This is a genomic window from Bradyrhizobium elkanii USDA 76 (assembly GCF_023278185.1).
GTDB classification, from domain to species: domain Bacteria; phylum Pseudomonadota; class Alphaproteobacteria; order Rhizobiales; family Xanthobacteraceae; genus Bradyrhizobium; species Bradyrhizobium elkanii.
In genome coordinates this window covers 2253084-2277575 of record NZ_CP066356.1, presented here as the reverse complement: position 1 = coordinate 2277575, position 24492 = coordinate 2253084, and the positions used below count along the sequence as shown (strand labels likewise).

23 protein-coding genes are annotated in these 24492 nt (G+C 66.3%); 11 read left to right on the top strand and 12 right to left on the bottom strand.

Annotation, left to right across the window (positions count from 1 at the left end):
• Positions 1-36: 36 nt before the first annotated feature.
• Positions 37-1695: an electron transfer flavoprotein-ubiquinone oxidoreductase gene (locus JEY66_RS10970; protein ID WP_026193253.1), complete on the bottom strand. Its 1659-nt coding sequence runs from the start codon at positions 1693-1695 to the stop codon at positions 37-39.
• Between the two features lie 193 nt (positions 1696-1888).
• Between JEY66_RS10970 and JEY66_RS10965 the strand changes: the two genes are divergently transcribed.
• The gene (locus JEY66_RS10965; protein ID WP_026193254.1) at positions 1889-2713 is read left to right on the top strand and encodes a uracil-DNA glycosylase; all 825 of its coding nucleotides are present in this window, start codon (positions 1889-1891) and stop codon (positions 2711-2713) included.
• A 128-nt stretch (positions 2714-2841) separates the two neighbouring features.
• On the opposite strand, the gene JEY66_RS10960 is transcribed toward JEY66_RS10965, so the two are convergent.
• The 4 genes from JEY66_RS10960 to JEY66_RS10945 all read right to left on the bottom strand — a co-directional run bounded on the left by JEY66_RS10960 (position 2842) and on the right by JEY66_RS10945 (position 7245).
• A complete protein-coding gene (locus JEY66_RS10960; RefSeq protein WP_018273370.1) occupies positions 2842-4350 on the bottom strand; it encodes a glycosyltransferase family 39 protein in 1509 nt (502 codons plus the stop codon).
• A 276-nt stretch (positions 4351-4626) separates the two neighbouring features.
• Positions 4627-5403: a ribonuclease HII gene (locus JEY66_RS10955; protein ID WP_018273371.1), complete on the bottom strand. Its 777-nt coding sequence runs from the start codon at positions 5401-5403 to the stop codon at positions 4627-4629.
• 92 nt (positions 5404-5495) lie between these two features.
• Entirely contained in the window at positions 5496-5942 is a 447-nt protein-coding gene (locus JEY66_RS10950; RefSeq protein ID WP_018273372.1) for a VOC family protein, read from the bottom strand.
• 124 nt (positions 5943-6066) lie between these two features.
• The gene (locus JEY66_RS10945) at positions 6067-7245 is read right to left on the bottom strand and encodes a PA0069 family radical SAM protein (RefSeq protein ID WP_016847291.1); all 1179 of its coding nucleotides are present in this window, start codon (positions 7243-7245) and stop codon (positions 6067-6069) included.
• Positions 7246-7409: 164 nt separating this feature from the next.
• Between JEY66_RS10945 and JEY66_RS10940 the strand changes: the two genes are divergently transcribed.
• Positions 7410-7979: a glycosyltransferase family protein gene (locus JEY66_RS10940; protein WP_018273373.1), complete on the top strand. Its 570-nt coding sequence runs from the start codon at positions 7410-7412 to the stop codon at positions 7977-7979.
• Between the two features lie 88 nt (positions 7980-8067).
• Positions 8068-9009: a bifunctional helix-turn-helix transcriptional regulator/GNAT family N-acetyltransferase gene (locus tag JEY66_RS10935; RefSeq protein ID WP_018273374.1), complete on the top strand. Its 942-nt coding sequence runs from the start codon at positions 8068-8070 to the stop codon at positions 9007-9009.
• Positions 9010-9162: 153 nt separating this feature from the next.
• Here JEY66_RS10935 and moaB read toward each other — a convergent pair whose 3' ends face one another.
• The 3 genes from moaB to JEY66_RS10920 form a co-directional block, all read right to left on the bottom strand.
• Complete coding sequence (gene moaB, locus JEY66_RS10930) at positions 9163-9726, bottom strand: molybdenum cofactor biosynthesis protein B (RefSeq protein WP_018273375.1); 564 nt, start codon at positions 9724-9726, stop codon at positions 9163-9165.
• 167 nt (positions 9727-9893) lie between these two features.
• On the bottom strand, positions 9894-10832 hold the full coding sequence (gene ypfJ / locus JEY66_RS10925) for a KPN_02809 family neutral zinc metallopeptidase (RefSeq protein ID WP_016840891.1): 939 nt from the start codon (positions 10830-10832) through the stop codon (positions 9894-9896).
• Between the two features lie 96 nt (positions 10833-10928).
• On the bottom strand, positions 10929-11105 hold the full coding sequence (locus tag JEY66_RS10920; RefSeq protein ID WP_157183480.1) for a hypothetical protein: 177 nt from the start codon (positions 11103-11105) through the stop codon (positions 10929-10931).
• Positions 11106-11213: 108 nt separating this feature from the next.
• Here JEY66_RS10920 and JEY66_RS10915 point away from each other — a divergent pair, with 108 nt between their 5' ends.
• From JEY66_RS10915 to JEY66_RS10905, 3 genes are all read left to right on the top strand, one after another.
• Entirely contained in the window at positions 11214-12347 is a 1134-nt protein-coding gene (locus tag JEY66_RS10915; protein WP_026193255.1) for a site-specific DNA-methyltransferase, read from the top strand.
• A gap of 186 nt (positions 12348-12533) precedes the next feature.
• The gene (locus JEY66_RS10910; protein ID WP_016840894.1) at positions 12534-12860 is read left to right on the top strand and encodes a hypothetical protein; all 327 of its coding nucleotides are present in this window, start codon (positions 12534-12536) and stop codon (positions 12858-12860) included.
• A 136-nt stretch (positions 12861-12996) separates the two neighbouring features.
• Positions 12997-13683: a glutathione S-transferase family protein gene (locus tag JEY66_RS10905; protein WP_016840895.1), complete on the top strand. Its 687-nt coding sequence runs from the start codon at positions 12997-12999 to the stop codon at positions 13681-13683.
• Positions 13684-13761: 78 nt separating this feature from the next.
• Here JEY66_RS10905 and JEY66_RS10900 read toward each other — a convergent pair whose 3' ends face one another.
• Complete coding sequence (locus tag JEY66_RS10900) at positions 13762-14184, bottom strand: nuclear transport factor 2 family protein (RefSeq protein WP_018273376.1); 423 nt, start codon at positions 14182-14184, stop codon at positions 13762-13764.
• Between the two features lie 150 nt (positions 14185-14334).
• On the opposite strand from JEY66_RS10900, the gene JEY66_RS10895 reads away from it, so the two are divergent.
• Positions 14335-15249 (top strand): LysR family transcriptional regulator, encoded by a 915-nt coding sequence (locus JEY66_RS10895; RefSeq protein WP_018273377.1) that lies wholly within the window; start codon positions 14335-14337, stop codon positions 15247-15249.
• Between the two features lie 170 nt (positions 15250-15419).
• Here JEY66_RS10895 and JEY66_RS10890 read toward each other — a convergent pair whose 3' ends face one another.
• Entirely contained in the window at positions 15420-16037 is a 618-nt protein-coding gene (locus JEY66_RS10890) for a glutathione S-transferase family protein (protein WP_016840899.1), read from the bottom strand.
• A gap of 171 nt (positions 16038-16208) precedes the next feature.
• Between JEY66_RS10890 and JEY66_RS10885 the strand changes: the two genes are divergently transcribed.
• Positions 16209-17474 carry a flavin-dependent oxidoreductase gene (locus JEY66_RS10885; RefSeq protein ID WP_016840900.1) on the top strand — a complete coding sequence of 422 codons (1266 nt, stop codon included), beginning with the start codon at positions 16209-16211 and terminating at the stop codon, positions 17472-17474.
• Between the two features lie 157 nt (positions 17475-17631).
• On the opposite strand, the gene JEY66_RS10880 is transcribed toward JEY66_RS10885, so the two are convergent.
• Together JEY66_RS10880 and mutY are read right to left on the bottom strand one after the other, a co-directional pair.
• The gene (locus tag JEY66_RS10880) at positions 17632-18051 is read right to left on the bottom strand and encodes a PaaI family thioesterase (protein WP_018273378.1); all 420 of its coding nucleotides are present in this window, start codon (positions 18049-18051) and stop codon (positions 17632-17634) included.
• A gap of 140 nt (positions 18052-18191) precedes the next feature.
• Complete coding sequence (mutY, locus tag JEY66_RS10875; RefSeq protein WP_018273379.1) at positions 18192-19304, bottom strand: A/G-specific adenine glycosylase; 1113 nt, start codon at positions 19302-19304, stop codon at positions 18192-18194.
• 101 nt (positions 19305-19405) lie between these two features.
• Here mutY and JEY66_RS10870 point away from each other — a divergent pair, with 101 nt between their 5' ends.
• The 3 genes from JEY66_RS10870 to smc all read left to right on the top strand — a co-directional run bounded on the left by JEY66_RS10870 (position 19406) and on the right by smc (position 24474).
• On the top strand, positions 19406-19885 hold the full coding sequence (locus JEY66_RS10870) for a DUF721 domain-containing protein (RefSeq protein WP_018273380.1): 480 nt from the start codon (positions 19406-19408) through the stop codon (positions 19883-19885).
• Positions 19886-20007: 122 nt separating this feature from the next.
• Positions 20008-20664, top strand: a complete 657-nt coding sequence (locus JEY66_RS10865) for a DsbA family protein (RefSeq protein ID WP_026193256.1) — start codon at positions 20008-20010, stop codon at positions 20662-20664.
• A 345-nt stretch (positions 20665-21009) separates the two neighbouring features.
• On the top strand, positions 21010-24474 hold the full coding sequence (gene smc / locus JEY66_RS10860) for a chromosome segregation protein SMC (RefSeq protein WP_018273381.1): 3465 nt from the start codon (positions 21010-21012) through the stop codon (positions 24472-24474).
• Positions 24475-24492: the final 18 nt, after the last annotated feature.

The window sequence follows — 24492 nt, the reverse complement described above, 5'->3', positions numbered from 1 at the left end:
GCAAATGTGGTCGGCCGCCTCGAGCTCACCGTCGCCTTACATCGCCTCGTAGTTCGGACCGCCGCCGCCCTCCGGCGGAACCCAGGTGATGTTGCCGTTGGGGTCCTTCACGTCGCAGGTTTTGCAGTGGACGCAGTTCTGGGCGTTGATCTGGAAGCGCGGGCCTGACGACTCCTCGACCCATTCATAAACGCCGGCCGGGCAATAGCGGTTGGAGGGACCGGCGAACACGTCGTGCTCCGAGGTCTTCTGCAGATTGAGGTCGGCGACCTTGAGATGGACCGGCTGGTCCTCCTCATGGTTGGTGTTGGACAGGAACACCGACGACAGCTTGTCGAACGAGATCTTGCCGTCCGGCTTCGGATAGGCGATCGGCTGATGCTGCTTGGACGGATCGAGCGTCTTGCGGTCCGGCTTGGCGTGCGACTGGGTGCCGAACAGCGAGAAGCCGAGCGTGTTGCACCACATGTCGAAGCCGGAGAGCACCGTTCCGAGCAGGTTGCCGAACTTCGACAGCAACGGCTTGGCATTGCGGACCTTGAACAGGTCCTTGCCGATCGCCGACGAGCGCCAGGCGTTCTCGTACTCGACGAGCTCGTCATTGGCGCGGCCGGCGCCGAGCGCGGCGGCGACATGCTCGGCGGCGAGCATGCCGGAGCCCATCGCATTGTGGACGCCCTTGATGCGCGGCACGTTGACGAAGCCCGCAGCGCAGCCGATCAGCGCGCCACCCGGGAACGAGAGCCGCGGCACCGACTGGTAGCCGCCCTCGGTGATGGCGCGCGCGCCATAGGCGAGCCGCTTGCCGCCCTCGAACAGCTCGCGGACTTCGGGATGGGTCTTGAAGCGCTGGAATTCGTCGAACGGCGACAGATACGGATCGTTGTAGTTCAGATGCACCACGAAGCCGACCGCGACGCGGTTGTCGTCGTAGTGATAGAGGAACGAGCCGCCGCCGGTCTTGTCGTTCAGCGGCCATCCGAGCGTGTGCTGAACCCAACCCTTCTTGTGCTTCGCCGGGTCGACCTGCCAGACCTCCTTGAGGCCGATGCCGAACTTCGGCGGCTCGGAGTTGGCATCGAGATTGAACTTCGCGATCAGCTGCTTGGACAGCGAGCCGCGTGCGCCTTCGGCGAACAGCGTGTACTTGCCGAGCAGCTCCATGCCGCGGGTGTAGGAATCCTTGTGGCTGCCGTCCCTGGCGATGCCCATGTCGCCGGTGGCGATGCCGCGCACCGCGCCCTTGTCGTCATAGAGCACTTCGGCAGCGGCGAAGCCCGGATAGATCTCGACGCCGAGCGCTTCCGCCTTCGGTGCCAGCCAGCGGCAGACATTGCCGAGCGAGCCGATGTAGCAGTGATGATTGTTCATCAGCGGCGGCATGATGAAGTTCGGCAGGCGGAACCAGCCTTGCGACGTCGTCCAGTAGAAACGGTCCTGCTTGACCTGCGTCTTCAGCGGACAGTCGGCATCGTCGCGCCAGTCGGGCACCAGCTTGTCGAGGCCGGCCGGATCGATCACCGCACCCGACAGGATGTGCGCGCCGACTTCGGAGCCCTTCTCCACCACGACGATCGAGAGCTCCGGATTGAGCTGCTTCAGCCGGATCGCAGCCGACAGGCCCGATGGGCCGGCGCCGACGATGACGACGTCGAATTCCATAGACTCGCGCGGAGGAAGGTCTTCAGCACTCATGATCTTTGGTCTCAGCCCATTGAGAACGCTTCTAAGCTTTTCAGAAGTCGTTGTTTCCGATTTTTGGCGGAAGGACAACCATGGAATTGCGCTTCCATGGATTTGCACGGCCCGGATACCGCAGAGAATAATCTTTTCCGAAAACCGGCCTCCACTTTTCCGGATCATGCTCTAGATTGCAGCCATGATGGCCCTGCCGCCCGAGCCCACCCCTACACTGCAGCAATTGCTGGCCTTTTACCTCGAGGCCGGGGTCGACTGCGCGCTTGGCGATGCGCCGATCAACCGGCTCGAGGAGCCGGAGCCAGTTCCCGCCCCTGCCGCACCGCGCCCATCAGCTGCGCTCAATCCGCTGCGTCCGCCGCCGATGCCGTCAGTTCCGCGCAGCGAAATCACCGTGGCGCCGGATGCCGCGATCGCTTCCGCGCGCGAGGCTGCGCGGACTGCGCCGACGCTTGAAGCCCTGCGCGCGCTGATGGAGAATTTCGACGGCTGCGCGTTGAAGCACACCGCAACCAGGCTGGTGTTCGCCGACGGCAACCCGCAGGCGCGCGTGATGTTCGTCGGCGAGGCGCCGGGCCGCGACGAGGACATCGAGGGCCTGCCGTTCGTCGGCCGCTCCGGCAAGCTGCTCGACCGCATGATCGCCGCGATCGGGCTCGACCGCAGCAAAGCCTATATCGCCAACGTGATCCCGTGGCGGCCGCCCGGCAACCGCACGCCGACGCCGCAGGAGACGCAGGTGTGCCTGCCCTTCATCCAGCGCCATATCGAACTGGTGAATCCCGACGTGCTGGTGACGCTCGGCAATCCCTCGACCCAGGCGCTGCTCGGCACGCGCGAGGGCATCATGCGCACGCGCGGCAAATGGATCGACTACGACACCGGGACCCGCACGATCCGCGCCGTCGCCACCTTCCATCCGGCCTATCTGCTGCGCTCGCCGTCGTACAAGCGGCTGTCGTGGCAGGATCTGCGCGCGATCGCGAAGGTGCTGCAAGCGGCGATAACTTCGTAGCCCGGATGGAGCCAACGGGTCGCGCGGACGCGCGCCCGATGACAGGCTCCGCGCAATCCGGGTGGATCAAGTGAAAGAGCGGCCCCGGATTTCGCTGCGCTTCATCCGGGCTACGGCTCCACATCAAATCACGTCCCCTTCGGTCGCACGATCGCCCAGCCGATCCGCAGCACCGGCTGCCGTCCGTTGACCAGCCGGTCGAACGAACGCGGCACTTCGGGCACGAGGCCGGGGAAGCGCTGCGCGATGTCAGGCGGCGGCGTGCCGGCGGTGTCCTGTGCGCGCCACACCACGACGCCGCCGGTCTCGTTGAATTTTGCGACCGACAGCCACGGCGTCCGCTGCGGCGTGGCGTCGAGCAAAAGATGCGGGCGGCGGCGGTTCATCGCAATCAGGCTGGCAAGTTCGGGATCGCCGGCCACCGCGCGCAGGCGCTGGTTGGTGCGGCGCTCATAGCTGTCATCGAAGAAGCGGCCCATCGCGGCTGCCGGCAGCGAGGTGGACGCCTCCGTGGTGCTGGTCCAGGGCAGGAACAGGGCCGCCGCCAGCGCCAGCGCGGCGGGCGCTGCGACCGCCAGGGCCCAGACCGAACGCAGCAGCCGCTGCCGCCTGAGCGGGATCAGATCGCCGGTCGCAACGACGACGGCGAGCCCGGACATCAACAGCGCCACGCCGGCGCCGCCGAAGGCGCGATCGAGATTGAACAGCCCGGAGACGAAGCTGCTCGCGATTGCCGGCGCGAACGCGAAGAAATACACGAATTGCCGCGCCAGCGGACTGACCGGCGGACGGTAGATGATCGGGGCATCCTCGGTCTTGCCGGCGAACCAGCGCGAATTGAGGATCGCCAGCAGCGCGATCGCGGCGGTCGCCACGATCAGCCCGCCGAGCACCACGCCCCAGCGCAGGGCGCGCGCCTTGAGATCGGCCAGTGCCGGCAAGGCCGGCAGCGCCAGCACGTCGGCACGGACCAGCCAGATCAGGTAGGGCAGCGCCAGCACGATGATGACCAGCAGCGCGTAGATCGGATCGACCGATTTGAGCATGCGCCGGCCGCGCTCGGTTGCGAGCGCAAAGCCTGTCACGAGCAGGATCATGCCGATCGCCGCCGGCGTCGTCAGCAGCAGGAGGCCGCAATCGATCGACCAGGCGAACCAGGCGCTGCGCCGGTTCTGCCCGATCAGTTGCCAGGAATGCAGCAGCAGCAGCGCCCAGAGCGGGCGCGCCAGGATCAGCGGGCCGAACTCGACGCTCGGCGAGGAGAACACCACCACCGTCATCGACAGCAGCACCGCCAGCACGCCCTGCGGGCCGCCGACGATGGCGCGCGCCAGGGCGTAGAAGGCGATGAAGGTGACGATTTCGCAGACCTGCGCCAGGAGATAGACGCCGAACACGTGATTGCCGACGGCGCGGAAGGCGATGTCGGCGAGCCAGAACGCGAGCGGCGGCCCCATGTCGGTGCCGACCTGGTATTCGCGGCCGAAGGCGAGGATGGCGGCGAGGTTGCCGGGCGGGCTGCCGTAGAAGATGGCCGGCAGGAACAGCCAGATCGCGGCCTGCGCCAGCACCACGATCCAGACCACGAGGCGCGGCCGGGCGCGGATCAATTCGACAACCAGGGAGGTAAACCGCATGAAACGCCTGAAATGCCCCAGCCACCCCTATCAAGCGGCGCCATCTGATCCCGAGGGTTTTTGATAAACGGCGGCGGCGGTGGAGGCAACGGTGTCGCGCCAGACTGCACTGTAAAGTCAGTCTCCGCTGTCATCCCCCGCTTCCGCTGTCATCGCCCGCGAAAGCGCGTGATCCAGTACGCCGCGGCCTCTCGATCAAAAACGACTGCCTCTGGAATACTGGATCGCCCGCTTTCGCGGGCGATGACAGCGTCGCGTGGTTGGAGACGGTGCGCTTTACGCCGCTTCGGATGCCGCGGCTTCGCTTTCCGCGTCGACCGTGAACAGATCCGGCTCCGCCGCGACGGGGAAATGCTTCAGCCGCGCGGCGACGACGGGCGCGAAGAAGCTGCGGTGATGGCTGCTGGGGCCGAGCCGGTCGAGCGCCTCGAGATGCTCGGGGACCGCATAGCCCTTGTGCTGCTCGAAACCGTAGCCGGGACAATCCAGCGCCAGCGCGCACATCAGGCGATCGCGCGTCACCTTGGCAACGATCGAGGCCGCCGCGATCGAGGCCACGATGCCGTCGCCGCCGATCACGGCGTCGCAGTCGCAGGGCGTGGCGAGCTTGTCGCGGCCGTCGACGAAGACGTGCTTCGGCATCTCCGGCAGCGCATGCACGGCGCGCGCGAGCGCCCACAACGAGGCGCGCAGGATGTTGTCGCGGTCGATCCGCGCCCGTGACGCCACCGCGACCGAGAACGCCGATGTGGCGCAGATCTCCTCGAACAGTTCCTCGCGGCGCTCGACGGTCAGCCGCTTCGAATCATCGAGCCCCTTGGGAATCCGATTTGGGTCCAGCACCACGGCGGCGGCGACCACGGGACCCGCCAGCGGCCCGCGCCCGGCCTCGTCGCAGCCGGCGACCGGCCAGACGCCGCGCTTGATCAGCGCGCGCTCGCGCCGAAAGCTCGGCCGCGTCACCACGATGACGCGCTTGTCCGGCCTAGCCGGCCCGGCCGCTTTCTTCTTCGACGCGGTCTTTGGCGTGCCGCTGGACTTGTCCCGAATCATGCGGGGATCGTGATCAAGCCCGGCCCGTGGCGCAACCTGGAACCTGGCCCTTCCCCGTTATTCAATTCGCCGCTCTAATGGGGATCGGCGCTCTAATCGGGAATTGACACCCGGCGGTCGTCGCGAACCTCAAAGCCCGGCGCGCGCACCACCTCCCAGGCGTGGCCGTCGGGATCGCCGAAATAACCGCAATAGCCGCCATAGCTGGTCGGCTGCGCCGGTTTCAGCAGCCTGGCGCCTTTCGACAGCGCAAACGCCATCACACGATCGACCTCGGCGTCGTCGTTGCAGTTCCAGGCGATCGCGACGCCGCGGAACGCTGACGGCCGTGGCTGATCCGGCAGCCCGGCATCGGCAGCGAGCAGATGCCACGGGAACAGGCCGAGCACGGTGCCGCCGGTCTCGAAGAAGGCGACCTCCTCGCCGGTCGCGCGCATCTTCCTGGTGAAGCCGAGCGATTCATAAAAGCCGATGCTGGCGCGCATGTCGCTGACGCCGAGCGTGAGGACGGTGAAGCGCGCGGTCGGGGTGTTACTCATTGTTGCACTCGCTGTTTGACGTCTTCGTAGCCCGGATGAGGCGAAGTGCAATCCGGGAAGTCTTTGGCCAGGGGTCGACGAGCCCCGGATTTCGCTGCGCTCCATCCGGGCTACGCGCCCTCACCTAGAATAGACTGAGTTGCTGTCCGTTGCGCTTCGGCTTGGCGAAGTGATCGGTGGTCAGCTTGGTCCGCCGCTTGTTGAGGCCGAGCTTTTCGCAGGCGATCTCGAAGCGTCGGCCGATCATCCAGGCCATCGGGCCGGTGCCCTTCATCCTGGTGCCCCATTGCGAGTCGTAGTCGCGGCCGCCGCGCATGTCGCGGATCAGCGTGAAGACGTGACGGTAGCGGTCGGGATAGTTCGCCATCAGCCATTCGCGGAACAGATCGCGCACCTCGAGCGGCAGGCGCAGCAGCACGTAGCTCGCCTCCCTGGCGCCGGCATGTGCGGCGGCATCGAGGATACGCTCGATCTCAGAGTCGTTCAGCGCCGGGATCACGGGCGCGACCATCACCGTGGTCGGGATGCCGGCATCCGCGAGCCGCTTGATCGCCTCGAGCCGCTTCGGCGGGGTCGAGGCCCGCGGCTCCATGGTGCGGGCGAGTTTCGGGTCGAGCGTCGTCACCGAGAGCGCGACCTTGGCGAGATTGCGCTTGGCCATCCGCGCCAGGATGTCGATATCGCGCACGACCAGCGCCGATTTGGTGACGATGCCGACCGGATGGCCGGCGCGCTCGAGCACCTCGAGGATGCCGCGCATGATCTTCCGGTCGCGTTCGATCGGCTGATAAGGATCGGTGTTGGTGCCGATCGCGATCATCCGCGCCTCATAGTCCGGCGCCGCCAGTTCCTTCTCGAGCAGCGCGGGTGCGTCCGGCTTGGCGAACAGCTTCGATTCGAAGTCCAGCCCCGGCGACAGGCCGAGATAGGCGTGGGTCGGCCGCGCGAAGCAATAGACGCAGCCATGCTCGCAGCCACGATAGGGATTGATCGAGCGGTCGAAGCCGATATCGGGCGAGTCGTTTCGGGTGATCACCTTGCGCGAGGTGTCGAGCGCCACGCTGGTCGTGAACGGCGGCAAATCTTCGAGGCTTTGCCAGCCGTCATCGAAGGCGACGCGGGCCTCCGCCTCGTAGCGGCCGCTGGCGTTGGACTGCGCGCCGCGGCCGCGCCGCCGCTCGCGCTCGATCGCGACCGCAAGCTCGGGAAAAGGGGCCGGAATATGTGAAGGTGCACCCGCCGGGTTATCGGAGGGCGCCGTTACCGGCGGGTGCTTGAGGGCATGAGAGGATGCTCGGCTCATGCTTTGAAGCTAACACAGCCCGAGAACAAATCAAGAACATGAACGGAGAAATTCCACAGAACCTTGCTTCAAAATTCTGCAGGCGAACAGGCTGCTTTGAATATGACAAGGTGATAACACGGCCGGAGTTTCTCCATCGTTTGAGCCATCGAAGCCTCAAAATCATGCTGAGCGTGATCATTCCAACCGACGGCGTCGAGCGCACCGCGGTCGCAACCCTGGCGGCGCTGGTGCCGGGCGCGGCCGCGGGTGTCATCCGCGAAGTGCTGCTGGTCGATCGCAGCAACAGCGATGTGATGGAGCGCGTCGCCGACGTCGCCGGTTGCCGCTTCCTGCGTTTCGAGGGCACGCGCGCCGCGGCGCTTGCGGCAGGCGCGCGGCAGGCGCGGTCGCCCTGGCTGATGTTCCTGCATCCGGGCGCGGTGCTCGATGCCGGCTGGATCGAGGAAACCACCCAGTTCATCCAGATGGTGGCGGCAAGCGGCAAGGACCGCGCCGGCATCTTCCGCTACGCCCGCGCGCCCTACACCGACCCGGGCCTGCGCGACGGCCTCAAATTCGTCGCCCGGATGATCACCGGGCCCTCGGCCGAACAGGGCCTTTTGATCGCCCGCGAGCATTACGAGCGGATCGGCGGCTATCGGCCCGATGCCCGCCGCTCCGAGGCGCGCCTGCTGCGCCGGCTCGGCCGCTCCTCGCGCACCATGCTGCGCAGCCGGATCATGGTGGCATAAGGCGTCAAGCGAAGCGGCACTGTTCGCGTGAAGAAGGCGCACCAGAAAGCGCTTGCGGATTATTTGATTCCGTCAAATAATATCTTTGATGAAATCAAATTCCCATGATACCGCCCTCGAGAGCCAGGTCGCCGCGGTCCGCGGCTTCAGCCGGTTCTATACCCGCAAGCTCGGCATCATCGAGCCGAAGCTGTTGCATTCGACATTCACGCTGCAGGAAGCGCGGATCATCTACGAGCTCGCGCATCGCGAAAATTGCACCGCGACCGACTTGGTGCGCGATCTCGATCTCGATGCCGGCTTCGTCAGCCGCACGCTACAGGCGCTGCAAAAGCGCCAGATTGTGACGCGCAAGCCGTCGAAAGCCGACAAGCGCGTCAACGAGGTGGCGCTCACCGCCAAGGGCTGCACTGCTGCCGCCGACCTCGACCGCCGCTCGCGCAGCGAGGTCGGGGCGCTATTGAAGCAGATGGACGGCGACCGTCGCGCGGCGGTGGTGCGCGCGATGGGCACGATCGAGCAATCGCTGGAGCCTGCGGCCAGGAAGCCGGTCGGCTTCCTGCTGCGCAGCCATCGCGTCGGCGACATGGGCTGGGTGATCTCGCAACAGGGTCGCGTCTACGCGGAGGAGTATGGCTGGGACATCAGCTACGAGGCCTTGGTGGCCGAGATCTGCGCGCAGTTTCTGCGATCGTTCGATCCCGCCCGCGAGCATTGCTGGATCGCGGAGGTCGACGGCGAGCCGGTCGGCTCGGTCTTCCTGGTCAACGGCGGCGATGGGGTCGCCAAGCTGCGGCTGCTGGCGGTGGAGGACAAGGCGCGCGGGCTCGGTGTCGGCCGCGCGCTGGTGGAGCAGTGCATCCGCGCCGCACGCGAGATGGGCTACAAGAAGATGACGCTGTGGACCCAGAGCATCCTGGTCGCTGCGCGCGGCATCTACGCCCGCGCCGGCTTCCAGCGGGTCAAGGAAGAGAAGCACCACAGCTTTGGCGTCGATCTGGTCGGCGAGACCTGGGAGCTGGAGCTTTAGGACAGCCCCTCTCGTCATTCCCCGATGCGCAATTGCGCATCTGAGGGCATCGCGTAGCGATGAGCCCGGAATCCATCGGGCCACAGAACCTGCGGCAAAATGGATTCCGGACTCGTGCTTCGCACGCCCCGGAATGACGGGGATAGAGGGTGGCTACGCGCTCGAGCCCTTCGCCTTCGGGCGGCGCAGATGTTCATCGAGCCGCGGCATGATCTCGACGAAATTGCAGGGCCGCGTGCGGTAGTCGAGCTGCGCGGCCAAAATGCCGTCCCAGCCGTCGCGGCAGGCGCCGGGCGAACCGGGCAGGCAGAAGATGAAGGTCGCGCCCGCAACGCCAGCGGTGGCGCGGCTCTGGATTGTCGACGCCCCGATCTTGGCGTGGCTCAGCATGTGGAAGGCGATCGAAAAGCCGTCCATCCGCTTCTCGAACAATGGCTCGACCGCCTCCGGCGTCACGTCGCGGCCGGTGAAGCCGGTGCCGCCGGTGGTGATGACGGCATCGACGGCGGGATCGGCGATCCAGCGCCGGATCACGGCCCTGATCGCCTCGACATCGTCGGTGACGATCTCGCGTGCAGCGAGCTTGTGGCCGGCCGCGGTGAGTCGGTCGGCCAGCGTGGTGCCCGACTTGTCATCCGCCAGCGAGCGGGTGTCGGAAATCGTCAGCACCGCGATGTTGAGCGGGATGAATGATTTGGATTCGTCGATCGAAGACATGGTAGTGCGCTCCTTCCGCACATTCCGCCGTCATCCTGAGGTGCGCGTAGCGCGCCTCGAAGGATGGGGGCCGCGGGCTCCGTCATCCTTCGAGGCTCGCCGAAGAGGCGAACACCTCCCGAGTGAGCGCAGTCGCGCTCATCCGGGGATGACGCTCCCGGTACACGCTACAAGCTACCGCCGAACGTGTTGCAGGCCTGCACTGTGCCCTGCTGGTAGCCCCTCATGAACCACTCCTTGCGCTGCGCGGCGGAGCCGTGGGTAAAGGAGTCGGGCACCACCCTGCCCGTAGCCTGCCGCTGCAGCGTGTCGTCGCCGATCGCGTTCGCGGTGGTCAGCGCGGCGTCGATGTCGCCGGCCTCGAGGAAGCCCGGCCGCTTCTTCTCCTCGCGGTTGACCCAGACGCCGGAAAGGCAATCGGCCTGCAGCTCGACCTTGACCTGCAGCGCGTTGGCCTCGGCCTTGCTGCCGGCCTGCTGCTGCAGCCGGTTCACGCGCGGAATGATTCCGAGCAGGTTCTGGATGTGATGGCCGGCTTCATGCGCGATGATATAGGCCGCGGTGAACTTGCAGGCGTTGCCCGAGCAGCCGCGGAAGCGCGTCTCGACCTCGCGGAAGAAGCCGGTATCGAGGAAGATGGTCTTGTCCGGCGGGCAGTAGAACGGTCCCATCGCCGACTGCGCCATGCCGCAGCGGCCGCCATTGGTGGCGTTGCGGAACAGCACGATCTTCGGACCGGTGTAGGTCTGGCCGCCGGCCTGGAAGATCTCGCTCCAGCGATCGTCGATCTCGCCGAGGATGCCGGCGATCATGCTGCCCATCTCGTCGGTCGGCGCGCCGCGCTTGGCCTGCCCGCCCGACGACTGCCGGTCGGTCTGGTAGGTCGGCGCCTGGCCGCCGCCGGTGAGAATCTCGGCGCCGCCGATCAGGATGCGCGGGTCGATGCCGAAGGCGTAGCCGAGCAGGCCGAGCACGATGATGGTGCCGATGCCGAGCCCGCCACCACCCATCGGAATGCCGAAGCCGCCGCCGCCACCTCCGCCCATCCCGCCTTCATCGCGACGGTCTTCGATGTCGTCGCTGCGGCGGAAATCATCATAGCGCATGGCGGTTTCCCTTCATTCCAGTCGGCGACCCAACGCGGGACACTCCAACTTAAAATTTCCATTCTGTTAATCAATATCCTGCCCGGCAATAATTGCCTAGTCCGGAAGGCGCGCATCCTTGCGGTGCAAACGGCTGCGAATGAGGGCGAATCTACCGCGCGAATCGTGCCGGTTTGATGATCCGCAAATTTTTTCGCCGAACGCGCTGATGTTGCAGCACAACGCCGACGGCACCACGCCATGCCGCGCAAAAGATGCTGCAATCTTTAGCATGAAGATTTCCAATTAAGTCGATTTTTACTTTGCCGGGTCAATGTGGCGCCAGTCGGTTGTTTAGTCCCGCGTCGCCGACAGCGTCGCCTGAGTCAGAGTTCTTGAGTCATGGTAGTGTCGCGTCGCGGGGCGTCTGCAAGGGCGCCCCGCACTAAATTTGAGAGTGCCCCATCGAGCCACATCGTCATTGGCGATTGCGTGGCCGAATTGTCGAAGCTTCAGGCCGGCTCGGTCGACCTGGTCTTCGCGGATCCTCCCTACAATCTGCAGCTCAAGGGCGACCTCAAGCGCCCCGATGAGTCGCATGTCGATGCCGTCAACGACGACTGGGACAAGTTCTCGTCGTTCGCTGCCTATGACGATTTCACCCGCGCCTGGCTGCTTGCCTGCCGCCGCGTGATGAAGCCGTCGGCAACGCTGTGGGTGATCGGCTCCTATCACAATATCTTCCGCGTCGGCGCCATCATGCAGGACCTCGGCTTCTGGCTCCTGAACGACATCGTGTGGCGCAAGTCCAATCCGATGCCGAACTTCCGCGGCCGCCGCTTCACCAACGCGCACGAGACCATGATCTGGGCCGCGCGCGACGAGAAGGCCAAGGGCTACACCTTCAATTACGAAGCGCTGAAGGCGTCCAATGAGGACGTCCAGGCACGCTCCGACTGGCTGATCCCGCTGTGCACCGGCGAGGAGCGCCTCAAGGACGGCGACGGCAAGAAGGTGCATCCGACGCAGAAGCCCGAGCAGCTGCTCGCCCGCGTGCTGCTGTCGTCGTCGAAGCCCGGCGATCTCGTGATCGATCCGTTCAACGGCACCGGCACCACCGGCGCCGTCGCCAAGCGCCTCGGCCGCAGCTATATCGGCTTCGAGCGCGACAGGACCTATGCGGCCGCCGCCGAGGCGCGCATCGCCGCGATTGAGCCGCTGCCGGACGCGACGCTGGCGCCGTTCATGACCGCGCGCGAGGCGCCGCGGGTGGCGTTCTCCGAATTGATCGAGCGCGGCATGATCGTGCCGGGCGCCAGGCTGGTCGACGCCAAGAAACGCCACGGCGCCCTGGTGCGCGCCGACGGCGCCATCATGCTCGGCGACAAGGTCGGTTCGATCCACCGCATCGGCGCCGTCGCGCAGGGCTCGGGCGCCTGCAACGGCTGGACCTACTGGCACATCGAGACCAAGAGCGGCCTGCGGCTGATCGACGAGCTGCGCGCCGAGATCCGCTCGGAGATGGCGGCGGGCTGAGGCAAGCCGACTGATCTTCCTCGTCATTCCGGGCCCGCCGCTTCGCGGCGCCCTCAGATACGCAATTGCGCAGCTGAGAATGACACGTCGGGAAAGATGACGCCGTCTTGAATGCGGGCCGCCTTGATGCTCCGGCGAAGCGGGCCTACGCTCGGCCCCGTCACTTGCCGCTTCGATTGGTCGCCGATGCGAAGACAATCCGAGACCTTGCTGCTGGTGCCGCTGCTGCCGATCTTCCTGCTCGGCATGTTTCCGATGCTGTTGATCGGCCTGCTCGGCTTCTTCGGCCTGATCATTTTCGGCATCCTGCTCGTCTGCGTCGGGCTGACGCTCGCGCTCGAGGCGCATGGCGAGTTCAATGAAGAGATCATCGTCCATGGCTACGCGCGGGAATCAGAACGCGCGACGCAGGCGTCCCGCCTGCATGCCGCGACCCGCTCCGCCGCCGTGCTGGACGTCGCGGGCATCGCGCTGGTCGTCGCGGGTATCCTGGGCTTTTTCTGGGCCGGCTGACCAGCGCGCCACGCGACCCTGATTCACAAACTCGTAGCTTGCGCAGCGCAGCGAAATTTGCGCATGAGGGGATCGTCTGCGGCCTTCCCCGCCGCGTCCCGTCCTCGCCGGCTAAAAGAACCAAGGGAGTCCCTTCATGATCAAATTCTATTTCAACGGTGCACCGAACCCGAACAAGGTCGCGCTGTTCCTGGAAGAGTCCGGCCTGCCGTTCGAGGCGATCCCGGTCGACACCCGCAAGGGCGAGCAGTTCGCGCCGGAATTCCTGAAGGTCAACCCGAACGGCAAGGTGCCGGCGATCGACGATGACGGCGTGCTGGTGTTCGACTCGAACGCGATCCTGCTCTACCTCGCCGAGGAGCACGGCAAGTTCCTGCCTGCCAATACGCCGGCCAACCGCGCCGCGACGCTGTCCTGGCTGATGTTCATCGCGACCGGCCTCGGCCCCTATTCCGGCCAGGCCGTGCACTTCAAGCACTTCGCGCCGAAGGATCTCGACTACGCCAACAACCGCTACCAGTACGAGGCGCACCGCCATTACAAGATCCTCGATGATCACCTGGCGAAACAGCGCTACATGGTCGGCGACAGCTACACGATCGTCGACATGGCGTTCTGGGGCTGGGCGCGGATGGCGCCGTTCATCCTCGGTGAGGAAGGCTACGCCAAATATCCGAACGTCAAGCGGCTGGTCGACGAGATCTCGGCGCGGCCGGCGGCGGCGCGCGCGATCGCGCTGAAGGACAAGCACACCTTCAAGGCCGAGATGGACGACGCAGCCCGCGACATCATGTTCGGCCACCTCAAGTCCAAGGTGGCGTAAGCCGATCCACACGACGGCAGGACGACGGCGCCCGGACGGGCGCCGTCTTCGTTTGTGCCGCCCGTTAGCGGCCCGCCGCTACACTGGAAACGCGCCGAGCGCCTTCTCGGTCAGGACCGAGTCGCAATATTCCCGCACCTCCTTGATCCGGCCGCCGTCGAAGCGGAACACCAGGCAATAGTCGTTGTCGTAGCGCTGGCCTTGCTTGGTGAGGTTGTTGCCCTTGGCTTCGACCACGACGATGTCGCCGTCGGCGAGGATGCGATGGGCGACGGTTCGGCCGCGCTCGGCCAGCTTCGAGCGGACATGGCCGTGCAGATCGTTGATGATCGATTGTTTGCCGGTGAAGGTGCGCGACCAGGAATATTGCCCGGTCACGGTCCAGATCGCGTCGTCGGCAAGCGTTGCCATGAACAGCGAATTCTCGCGCACCGCAGGATCGGGACTGCCCGCGATCACGAACATCTCCTGCACCAGTTTCTTGTTGTCGGCTGCGCTCATGGCGCGTCTCCTTGCGATTGATGGACCCTGATTTCAGGCGTCTCCTCGCGCGATGCGGCCTTCGGCTCGCGTGAAAACGCCTTGGCCCAATCCCTGCGGCCTGGCTGCGCATTCTTCCAATCGATAGGTGATATGATATATATTCACCCGATGAATTTGAATTCGGTTGACCTCAATCTGCTGGTCGCGCTCGACGCCCTGCTGCGCGAAGCCAATGTCAGCCGCGCCGCGATGCGGCTCAATCTGTCGCAGCCGGCGACCAGCCACGCGCTGCAGCGGCTGCGCGACCTGATCGGCGATCCGCTTTTGGTGCGCAACGGCGCGCGGATGGAGCTGACGCCGCGGGCGCAGGCGCTGCGCTCGCCGCTGGCCAATGCGCTCGACCAGGTGCGCGCGCTGTTCGTCTCCGACGATTTCGACGCCGCGCGCAGCGACCGGCACTTTCGCCTGATGATGCCCGACCTCGCGGTCGAGCTCCTGATGCCGCCACTGATGGAGAAGGTGACGCTGATCGCGCCGAACGTCACCATCGACGTGGTGCCGTGGCGGGGACCTGCGATCTTCACGCCCGAATTCGCCCGCACCATCGATCTCGTGATCTCGATCGGCGACTCCTTCAAGGGCTTTCACCGCCAGCGGCTCTACACCGACAGCGATGCGCTCGCGGTGCGGCGCGGCCACGGCGTCGGCACGAAGCTGAAGAAGCGCGAAGCGTTCCTCGCCGCGCGCCATGTCGCCGTGATCATCCGCGGCCAGAACGAGGACCTGATCGACACCTGGCTGCGCGCCAAGGGCATCGAGCGGCGGATCGCGCTGGTGGTGCCGGGCTATATCGAGGCGCTGCACGTCACCGCGCGCACCGACCTCGTCGCCTTCGTGCCGCGCCGGCTGATCTCGGCACTGTCGAAGCAATTGTCGCTGATGACGGTGACGCCGCCGCTCGATCCAGGGATCGACGAGCAGCACATGTTCTATCCGACGCGCGCCCAGATGGATCCGGGCTCGCTGTGGCTGCGCAAGCTGATGCTGGAGACGGGACGCGAGCTGGAGGGAAGAAAGGCGTAACGCGACACTCTATCCCCCGTCATTCCCCGTCGTCCCGGCGAAGGCCGGCACCCGATAACCACAGTTGAAAATTGGGAGCGAAGGGCTGTAGCCCCAGCGTCGTGCCACAATTGAGATTTGGGGTTTTGGGTCCCGGCTTTCGCCGGGACGACGCCGAGTTGTTGCCGGCGTTACGCCTTCTGCTCGGCCAGCACCTTCTGCACCGCTGGGCGGCTCTCCATCGCCGCGCGATGCGCCTTCACCTTGGGCAGCGTTGCGATGTCGACCCCGTCGCCGTCGAGCCACAGGGTCAGCGTGTAGAGATAGGCATCGCCGACGGTGTAGTTCTCGCCCATCACCCACGGGCCCTTCAGCATGTCGCGCTCGATCAGGTTGAAGCAGGCGCCCATGGTCTTCGGCACCATCGCCTTCATGTCGGCGAACGAAGTCTCCTGCGTCGCCCAGCGCGCGCCGCGCATCTTGTGGGCGTGGCAGATATGCACCGTCGAGCACAGATAGGAGTTGAAGGCCTGCAGCCTGGCGAATTCGAAGGCGTCGTCGGGCGCGAGCTTCGCCTGCGGAAAGGTCTGCGCGATGTAGGCCAGCATAGCCGGCGTCTCGGTCAGCACGCCGCGATCGGTCACCAGCGTCGGCACGCGGCCCTTCGGATTGATCTTCAGGTATTCCGGGCTGTTCTGCTGGTTGGTCTTGAAATCGATCTTCTCGGTCGTGTAGGGCGCGCCGGCCTCGGCCAGCGCGATGTGGGACGCGAGCGCGCAGGTGCCGGGGGCAAAATAGAGCTTGAGCATGTTGCTGTCCTCTCCGAGCCTTGTCGGTTCGTTGCGAACCCGGCTCTGGTTCTTGTTTAGACGGCGCGGAGGTTAACGGCAGTGCCATCGGCCGTCCACCCCTCGCCCGCCGCGGACCTTGCCCACGGCGGTGCCGTCGTGCGATGACCATGCCAATTGAGGGGATTTTTCATGACTGTGCTCATTGCAGGTGGCGGAATTGGCGGGCTGACGCTGGCGCTCAGCCTGCACCAGATCGGCGTGCCGGCCCGCGTCTTCGAGAGCGTGCCCGAGCTGCGGCCTCTCGGCGTCGGCATCAACGTGCTGCCGCATGCGGTACGCGAACTGATCGAGCTCGGCCTGCACGATGTGCTCGACGCTTCAGCGGTGCGCACCCGCGAGCTCGCCTATTTCTCCAAGCACGGCAAGCCGATCTGGAGCGAGCCGCGCGGGCTCGAGGCCGGCTACAAATGGCCGCAATTCTCGATCCATCGCGGCCGGCTGCAACAGCTGCTGCTCGATGCCGCGACCGAACGGCTGGGAACTGCGAACATCCTCACCAGCCATCACCTCACCGGCTGGACCGAGACCGCGGACGCCGTCCGCGCCGATTTCATCGACCGCGCCACCGGCAAGCCCGCCGGCAGCTATGACGGCGCGGTGCTGATCGCCGCCGACGGCATCCATTCGGCGGTGCGCGAGAAGCTCTATCCGCAGGAGGGGCCGCCAATCTGGAACGGCCGCATCCTGTGGCGCGGCATCACCCGCGGCGATGCCTTCCTGACCGGCCGCACCATGATCATGGCCGGCCACGAGATCCTGAAATTCGTCTGCTACCCGATCTCGAAGGAGGCCGGCGCCGACGGCAAGTTCGACATCAACTGGGTCGCCGAGCGCCACATGCCGCCGACCTATCAATTGCGCCGCGAGGACTACAACCGGACCGCCAAGCTCGACGAATTCCTGCCGTGGTTCGAGAGCTGGAATTTCGACTGGCTCGATGTCCCCGGCCTGATCCGGAACTGCCCGCATGCCTACGAATATCCGCTGGTCGATCGCGATCCGATCCCGCGATGGACGTTCGGCCGCGTCACGCTGATGGGCGACGCCGCGCATCCGATGTATCCGATCGGCTCCAACGGCGCCTCGCAGGCGATTTTGGATGCGCGCGTGCTGACGCGCGAGATTCTGGCGCATGGCCCGACGCAGGCGGCGCTCGCGGCCTATGAGGCCGAACGGCGGCCCGCGACCACGGACCTCGTGATGCTGAATCGCCGCAACGGCCCTGAGCAGGTGATGCAGCTGGTCGAGGAGCGCGCGCCTGATGGCTTCAAGGTCGTCACCGACGTGCTGTCGCAGCAGGAGCTGGAAGACATCGCCGCCAACTACAAGCGCGTCGCCGGTTTCCAGGTCGAGGGACTGAACGCCAAGCCGCCGATCGTGCAGCGGTCGGGCTAAGTTGTAGCGCGGCGCACGATGTATCACCGTCACCCTGAGGAGCCGCGAAGCGGCGTCTCGAAGGGTGCACGGCCCGGCCGGTGGCCGTCGACCCTTCGAGACGCGCGCGAGATGCGCGCTCCTCAGGATGACGGATCGGGCTGGCGCGCAAGCGGCGCTACCGCAGCGCTCGCGCAGCTTCCACCAGGCGGATGCTGCTGCTCGCGGTCGCGAGCAGCGTGCCGTCGGCTGAAGTCAGCCTTCCCTCGACAAAGGCGATGGTCTTGCCGAGTTGCTTCACCGTCGCCTCGCCGGTGATCGGCCCGGGTTTTGCCGGCGCGAGAAAATTCACGGTCATCGTGATGGTCGTGGTGAAGAGCCGGCCCTCGGTCATCACGAACACCGCCGGCCCCATCGTGTCGTCGAGCATTGCCGAGAGCATGCCGCCCTGGACGAAGCCGGCCGGATTGCAGAACTCCTGCTTGCCGTCGAAGGCCATCTTGATCCAGCCCTCCTGCGGACGTGCGTCAACGAGGCGCCAGCCGAGCAATTTTGCGACGGGCGGCATCGGGATGTGGTCGAGCGCGGTTGCGATCATGGCGGGCCTCCGTTGTGCCGGAGGTGATAGCCGAGCGCTGCTGCCAGCATGGTGTCAGCATGATCCGAAAAAAGTGGAAACCGGTTCTCCGAAAAGATCATGCTCAAGAAAATGAGCCGATGACGTGATTCATCGCATCGTCAGAGATCGAGCCCATGCGCGACGACCTTGCGCATCACGTTCGGGAACGCCTCGCCGTCCAGCGTCGCCACCGGCACCCAGCGCATGCCGTCCGGCGCGCGGCTCCGCGGCGGAACGCCGGCGGTGTAGACGACGAGCTCGAGCGGAAAGTGCGTGAACACGTGGGTAACGACGCCGACCTTGCGGTGCCAGCGCGTGACGCCCTTCAGTTCCGGCGCCTGTGCCAGTGCCGCCGCGTCCTCCTGCCCGGCAAGCCATTGCGATCCCGGCACCTCGGTCATGCCGCCGAGCAGGCCTTTTTCCGGGCGCGAGCGCACCAGGAGCTCGTCGCCGCGTGTCACCACGAAGGCCGCGCCGCGGCGCAACGTGCCGCTCTTCTTCGGCGCCTTGCGCGGGAACGTTTCCTGGTCGCCGCGCGTGCGCGCCGCGCAGTCGTCGTTCAGCGGACACAATGCGCAGGCCGGCTTCTTCGGCGTGCAGATCGTGGCGCCCAAATCCATCAGCGCCTGGGCACTGTCGCCGGCGCGAGAGTTCTCGTCGCCGGCGCGGGACGGGCCGAGCAAAGTCGCCGCCATCTCCTTGATCAGCGGCTTGGCCTGCGGCAGCGCCTCCTCGATGGCGTAGAGCCGACTGACCACGCGCTCGATGTTGCCGTCGACCGGCATGGTGCGGCGGTCGAAGGCGATGGCGGCGATCGCGGCCGCGGTGTACGGCCCGATGCCGGGCAGCGCGCGCAGGCCGTCCTCGGTGTCCGGAAACACCCCGCTGTGGTCGCCCATCACCGCGACCGCGCAGGCGTGCAAATTGCGCGCCCGCGAATAATAGCCGAGCCCGGCCCACATCCTTAGGACGTCGTCGAGCGAGGCGCGGCCGAGCGCGGTCACGTCGGGCCAGCGCGACACGAATTTCTCGAAATACGGTCCGACCGCCCTGACCGTGGTCTGCTGCAGCATGACCTCCGACAGCCACACACGGTATGGATCGACGTGTTCCCCGGCGGCCGCGCGCCACGGCAGCGCCCGACGATGCCGGTCATACCAGGCGAGCAGCCGCGCCGGGCGGTCGGCGGCGTCTTCGGTCAGTTTGGCTTTGGCGGCTGCACGAGAACTCATGGACGTATCTTAAGGCAAATCCCGCCGCGGGATGCCCGGGCTTGACCCGGGCATCCACGTCTTTCTTTGTCCAGGACCGACGCCTGTCCTATAACCCCCTGATGTCCAAACCCGGTCCGATCAGCGCAAAGCCCCTGTCGATCCTGCTCAGCGACGTCTTCACCGACGCGTATGCCAAGCAGGGCTTTGCCGCGCGCGAATTGGTGACGCGCTGGACCGAGATCGCGGGCGAGCGGATTGCTGCCTATTGCGAGCCGCTGAAGATGCAGTGGCCGCGACCGGTGGAGGGGCAGCCGCAGGAGCCGGCGACGCTGGTGCTGCGGGTCGAAGGCCCGATGGCGCTGGAGATCCAGCACTCCTCCGACGTCATCCTGGAACGGGTGAACCGCTTCTTCGGCTGGCATGCGGTCGGCCGCCTGACCATCCGGCAGGCGCCGCTGTCGCGCCGCAGCCGCCCCAGCCGGCCACGCCCGCCCGATGCCAAAACCGTGGCCCGAGAGGCGGCCAACCTTGCCGCCGTCGAGGACGACGATCTGCGCGCGGCGCTGGCCCGTTTGGGTGCCTCGATCAAGCGAAATTGACGCTTTTCGGCAGGCCGGCCGCGAGACCGCGGCATTGCCACAATGGCCGTTTCAAGCTAGCGAAGGCTTCTTTTCGGAACCCCCTTCATTGTGGCGTGAATGCGCCAATCCGGGAGCTGACCTTGATCATCACGCGCCGCGCTTTCACCACCGCTCTCTCGCTGACCGGGCTCGCCGCCCTCGCCGGCCTGTCGCCGCTGCGCCTGATCACGGACGCGTTCGCGCAGACTGCCGCCGAGGTCGCCAAGCCGCAGTCGCTGCCGGACATGGGGCTCGGCCCGCAGGATGCCAAGGTGACGATCATCGAATACGCCTCGATGACCTGCCCGCATTGCGCCAATTTCAACGAGACCGTGTTCCCGAAGATCAAGTCGACCTACATCGACCCCGGCAAGGTCCGTTACGTGTTCCGCGAATTCCCGCTCGACATCAAGGCCGCCGCCGGCTCGATGCTGGCGCGCTGCATCGCCAAGGACGACGCCCCGAAGTTCTTCGCCGTGATCGACTTGCTGTTCCGCCAGCAGAACGACTGGGTGGTCAAGAACACCACCGAGACACTGACGCGGATCGGCAAGCAGGCCGGCCTCAGCCAGCAGCAGGTCGAGGACTGTCTGAAGGATCAGAAGCTGCTCGACAAGATCGCGGCCGACCAGAAATACGCCAACGAAGTGCTGAAGGTGAACTCGACGCCGACCTTCTTCGTCAATGGCGAGATGCTGAAGGGCGAGACCTCGTTCGAGGAATTCAGCAAGCACATCGACCCGCTGCTGAAGAGCTGATCGGGAGCCTTTGAGCCTAGCGTCTTCGCGCCTGGCTTTCGAGTCGAGGCACGATAATTGTGGATGATTTGCGATCACGGCACGCGACCGTCGCATCATTTGGTTGTTGAAAACCTGATTCGCACGATGCGAATCGTCGAGGACATGCAAGGGCCATAAAACCCTGCAAATCCCTTGCAAATCCCTTGGGAAAAGCTTGCTCAAGCGGTTGCTCTCACGCGCTCGCATCGCCATTGTCGCCGCTCATGAGAGCTGCACGCAGCAACTCACCCACACACCGACATTGCCTTCCATGGTATTGTCGCGGCAGGGAGATTCGCGCCCGGCCAAACGAGATTTGTGTACATGAAGCTCACGCGCCTCCGCCTGCACGGTTTCAAGTCGTTCGTTGAACCCACCGATTTCATGATCGAGCCGGGCCTGACCGGTGTCGTCGGACCGAACGGCTGCGGCAAATCCAATCTCGTCGAAGCGCTGCGCTGGGCGATGGGCGAGACCTCGCACAAATCGCTGCGTGCCGCTGACATGGACGCGGTGATCTTCGCCGGTTCGGGCAACCGTCCGGCGCGCAACCACGCCGAAGTCGTGATGACGATCGACAATTCCGATCGCTCGGCGCCGGCCGCGGTGAACGACAGCCAGCTATTGGAAATCTCCCGCCGCATCGAGCGCGAGGCCGGCTCGGTCTACCGCATCAACGGCCGCGATGTCCGCGCCCGCGACGTGCAGATCCTGTTCGCCGACGCCGCCACCGGTGCGCGCTCGCCGGCGCTGGTCCACCAGGGCAAGATCGGCGAGATCATCCAGGCCAAGCCCGAGCAGCGCCGCCGCGTGCTGGAAGACGCCGCCGGCGTGGCCGGCCTGCATGCCCGCCGTCACGAGGCGGAACTGCGGCTGAAGGCGGCCGAAACCAATCTCACCCGCGTCGAGGACGTGATCGGCCAGCTTACCGGCCAGATGGAAGGCCTGAAGAAGCAGGCGCGCCAGGCGATCCGCTACCGCGAGGTCGCGGCCAAGGTGCGCAAGTCCGAAGCCATGCTGTTCCATCTGCGCTGGATCGAGGCCAATGCCGACGTCAACGACGCCGCGCAGACCCATGATATCTCCGTGCGCGAGATGGCCGAGCGCACCCGCGAGCAGGCCGAATCCGCCCGCATCCAGGCGATCCGCGCCGCCGAATTGCCGGCGCTGCGCGACGCCGAGGCGCGCGCCGCCGCCGGCTTGCAGCGCCTGACCAACGCGCGCGAGATGCTCGACCGCGAGGAGCAGCGCGCCAAGGAGCGCGTCGGCGAGCTCGATCGTCGCCTCACCCAGTTCGCCCAGGATATCGCGCGCGAGCAGCAGCAGACCTCCGATGCCGACATCGCGCTGCAGCGGCTCGACACCGAAGACGCGGAGCTGAAGGAAGAGATCAAGTCGCGCGTCGAGAAGCGCTCCGGCGTCGATGAGCGCGTCGCCGAGGCCGAGGAGATCCTGGCCGCGACCGAGCGTCAGTTCTCCGAACTGACCACGCAGCTCGCCGATCTCACCGCCAAGCGCAATCAGCTCGAGGCCGGCGTGCGTGCGCATCGCGACCGGTTGGCCCGGCTCGATCAGGAGATCGCCAACGTCCAGGCCGAGGAAACCAAGCTCGCGCAGGAGACCGGCAATCTCGGCGACATCGACGCGCTCGCCGCCGCCATGGAAATGGCGCAGCAGACGCTCGCCGAGTCCGAGGCCGCCGTGCAGACCAGCGAGGCGCATCACGCCGCCGCGCGGCAGACGCTGGAAGCCTCGCGCAATCCGCTCACCGAAGCCGAGAAACGCGTGCAGCGGCTCGAGACCGAAGCCCGCACCATCTCCAAGCTCGTCACCAGCGAGACCAAGAATCTGTGGCCGCCGATCATCGACGGCATCACCGTCGCCAAGGGCTATGAGAAGGCAATCGGCGCGGTGCTCGGCGACGACCTCGATGCGCCGGTGGATTCCTCCGCGCCGATGCGCTGGACCAATATCGGCGTGGCCGGCGAAGATCCGGCGCTGCCCGATGGCGTCGAGCGGCTGGCCGACCATGTCCAGGCGCCGCCGGAACTGGCACGCCGCCTGGCCCAGATCGGTGTGGTGGCCAAGGAACGCGGCGCCGCGCTGGTGTCGCAGCTGAAGACCGGTCAGCGGCTGGTGTCGCTCGAAGGCGACGTCTGGCGCTGGGACGGCTTCGTCGCCGACGCGCATGCCCCGACCGGCGCCGCCCGCCGCCTCGCCGAGCGCGCCCGCTTGGTCGACATCGAGCACGAGCTGGAACAGGCCCGCATCGATGCCGCCGCGAAGCGTCAGGCGCTGGAGACGGCAGAAGAAGAGTTGCGCTCGGCGTCCGCCGCCGAGGGGGCCTCGCGCGAAGCCGTGCGCGCCGCCCGCCGCGAGGCCGACGCCGCGCGCGAACGCCATGCCGCGACCGAGCGCGAGATCAACCGCCACGGCGCGCGCAAATCGGCGCTGACCGAGGCGCACAGCCGCGTCGCCGCCGACCGCGCCGAGGCCGAAGCCGCGCATGAGAGCGCGGCTGCCGCGCTCGCCGAACTGCCGCCGGGTGTCGAGACCGAGGCCCAGCTCGCCGCGGTTCGCGCCGAGATCGACAATCAGCGCCGTGCCGCGGCGCAAGTCCGCGCCGAGGCGCAGGCGCTGGCCCGCGAGGCCGAGCTCGCCGACCGCCGCGTGCAGGCGATCGTTGCCGAGCGCAATGAATGGCAGAACCGCAAGACCAGCGCCGCCTCGCAGGTCGAGACGGTCGAGGCACGCATCGCCGAGGTGTCGGCCGAGCGCGAGGAACTCGCCAATGCGCCGGAAGTGTTCGCCGAGAAGCGCAGCGCGCTGATCACGGAGATCGAGCACGCCGAGGGCGATCGCCGCATCGCCGCCGACGCGCTGGCAACCGCGGAAGCCGCGATGGCGGAAACCGATCGCCTCGCCAAGGCCTCGCTCGAAGCGCTCTCCTCGTCCCGCGAAGCCACCGCGCGCGCCGAGGAGCGCATGGAAGGCACCCGCCGCCGCCTCGCCGATATCGAGCGCGAGATCCACGACATGCTCGAGGTTGAGCCCAGCGCGGTCGTCGGCATGGCCGAGATCGAGCCCGGCCAGGAGCTGCCGCCGGTGGCGCAGGTCGAGGAAGAGCTCGAAAAGCTGCGCCGCGATCGCGAGCGGCTTGGCGCCGTCAATTTGCGCGCCGAGGAAGAGCTCAGGGAAGTCGAGACCCAGCACACCGCGCTGACCACCGAACGCGACGACCTCGTTGAAGCGATCAAGCGGCTGCGACAGGGCATCCAGAGCCTCAACCGCGAGGCGCGCGAGCGCCTGTTGACCTCGTTCGAGACCGTCAACAACCACTTCAAGCGGCTGTTCACCGAGCTGTTCGGCGGCGGCGAGGCCGCGCTGCATCTGATCGAGAGCGACGATCCGCTCGAGGCCGGCCTCGAGATCATCGCCAAGCCGCCCGGCAAGAAGCCGCAGACGCTCTCGCTGCTCTCGGGCGGTGAGCAGGCGCTGACGGCGCTCGCGCTGATCTTCGCGGTGTTCCTGACCAACCCGTCGCCGATCTGCGTGCTGGACGAGGTCGACGCGCCGCTCGACGACCACAACGTCGAACGGTTCTGCACCCTGCTGAACGAGATGACCGGCTCGACCGAGACGCGCTTCATCATCATCACGCACAATCCGATCACGATGGCACGGATGAACCGGCTGTTCGGGGTCACCATGGCCGAGCGCGGCGTGTCGCAGCTGGTGTCGGTCGACCTGCAGGGCGCGGTCGACATCCTCGACCAGAACGTGGCGTAACGCACTCAGGCGTCATCC

Bases quoted from the DNA above. Each gene is read 5' to 3' on its own strand.
- JEY66_RS10970 (WP_026193253.1), bottom strand. From the start codon at position 1,695: ATGAGTGCTGAAGACCTTCCTCCGCGCGAGTCTATGGAATTCGACGTC.
- JEY66_RS10960 (WP_018273370.1), bottom strand. From the start codon at position 4,350: ATGCGGTTTACCTCCCTGGTTGTCGAATTGATCCGCGCCCGGCCGCGC.
- JEY66_RS10955 (WP_018273371.1), bottom strand. From the start codon at position 5,403: ATGATTCGGGACAAGTCCAGCGGCACGCCAAAGACCGCGTCGAAGAAG.
- JEY66_RS10950 (WP_018273372.1), bottom strand. From the start codon at position 5,942: ATGAGTAACACCCCGACCGCGCGCTTCACCGTCCTCACGCTCGGCGTC.
- JEY66_RS10945 (WP_016847291.1), bottom strand. From the start codon at position 7,245: ATGAGCCGAGCATCCTCTCATGCCCTCAAGCACCCGCCGGTAACGGCG.
- JEY66_RS10940 (WP_018273373.1), top strand. From the start codon at position 7,410: ATGCTGAGCGTGATCATTCCAACCGACGGCGTCGAGCGCACCGCGGTC.
- JEY66_RS10935 (WP_018273374.1), top strand. From the start codon at position 8,068: ATGAAATCAAATTCCCATGATACCGCCCTCGAGAGCCAGGTCGCCGCG.
- moaB (WP_018273375.1), bottom strand. From the start codon at position 9,726: ATGTCTTCGATCGACGAATCCAAATCATTCATCCCGCTCAACATCGCG.
- ypfJ (WP_016840891.1), bottom strand. From the start codon at position 10,832: ATGCGCTATGATGATTTCCGCCGCAGCGACGACATCGAAGACCGTCGC.
- JEY66_RS10920 (WP_157183480.1), bottom strand. From the start codon at position 11,105: ATGCTAAAGATTGCAGCATCTTTTGCGCGGCATGGCGTGGTGCCGTCG.
- JEY66_RS10915 (WP_026193255.1), top strand. From the start codon at position 11,214: ATGGTAGTGTCGCGTCGCGGGGCGTCTGCAAGGGCGCCCCGCACTAAA.
- JEY66_RS10910 (WP_016840894.1), top strand. From the start codon at position 12,534: ATGCGAAGACAATCCGAGACCTTGCTGCTGGTGCCGCTGCTGCCGATC.
- JEY66_RS10905 (WP_016840895.1), top strand. From the start codon at position 12,997: ATGATCAAATTCTATTTCAACGGTGCACCGAACCCGAACAAGGTCGCG.
- JEY66_RS10900 (WP_018273376.1), bottom strand. From the start codon at position 14,184: ATGAGCGCAGCCGACAACAAGAAACTGGTGCAGGAGATGTTCGTGATC.
- JEY66_RS10895 (WP_018273377.1), top strand. From the start codon at position 14,335: ATGAATTTGAATTCGGTTGACCTCAATCTGCTGGTCGCGCTCGACGCC.
- JEY66_RS10890 (WP_016840899.1), bottom strand. From the start codon at position 16,037: ATGCTCAAGCTCTATTTTGCCCCCGGCACCTGCGCGCTCGCGTCCCAC.
- JEY66_RS10885 (WP_016840900.1), top strand. From the start codon at position 16,209: ATGACTGTGCTCATTGCAGGTGGCGGAATTGGCGGGCTGACGCTGGCG.
- JEY66_RS10880 (WP_018273378.1), bottom strand. From the start codon at position 18,051: ATGATCGCAACCGCGCTCGACCACATCCCGATGCCGCCCGTCGCAAAA.
- mutY (WP_018273379.1), bottom strand. From the start codon at position 19,304: ATGAGTTCTCGTGCAGCCGCCAAAGCCAAACTGACCGAAGACGCCGCC.
- JEY66_RS10870 (WP_018273380.1), top strand. From the start codon at position 19,406: ATGTCCAAACCCGGTCCGATCAGCGCAAAGCCCCTGTCGATCCTGCTC.
- smc (WP_018273381.1), top strand. From the start codon at position 21,010: ATGAAGCTCACGCGCCTCCGCCTGCACGGTTTCAAGTCGTTCGTTGAA.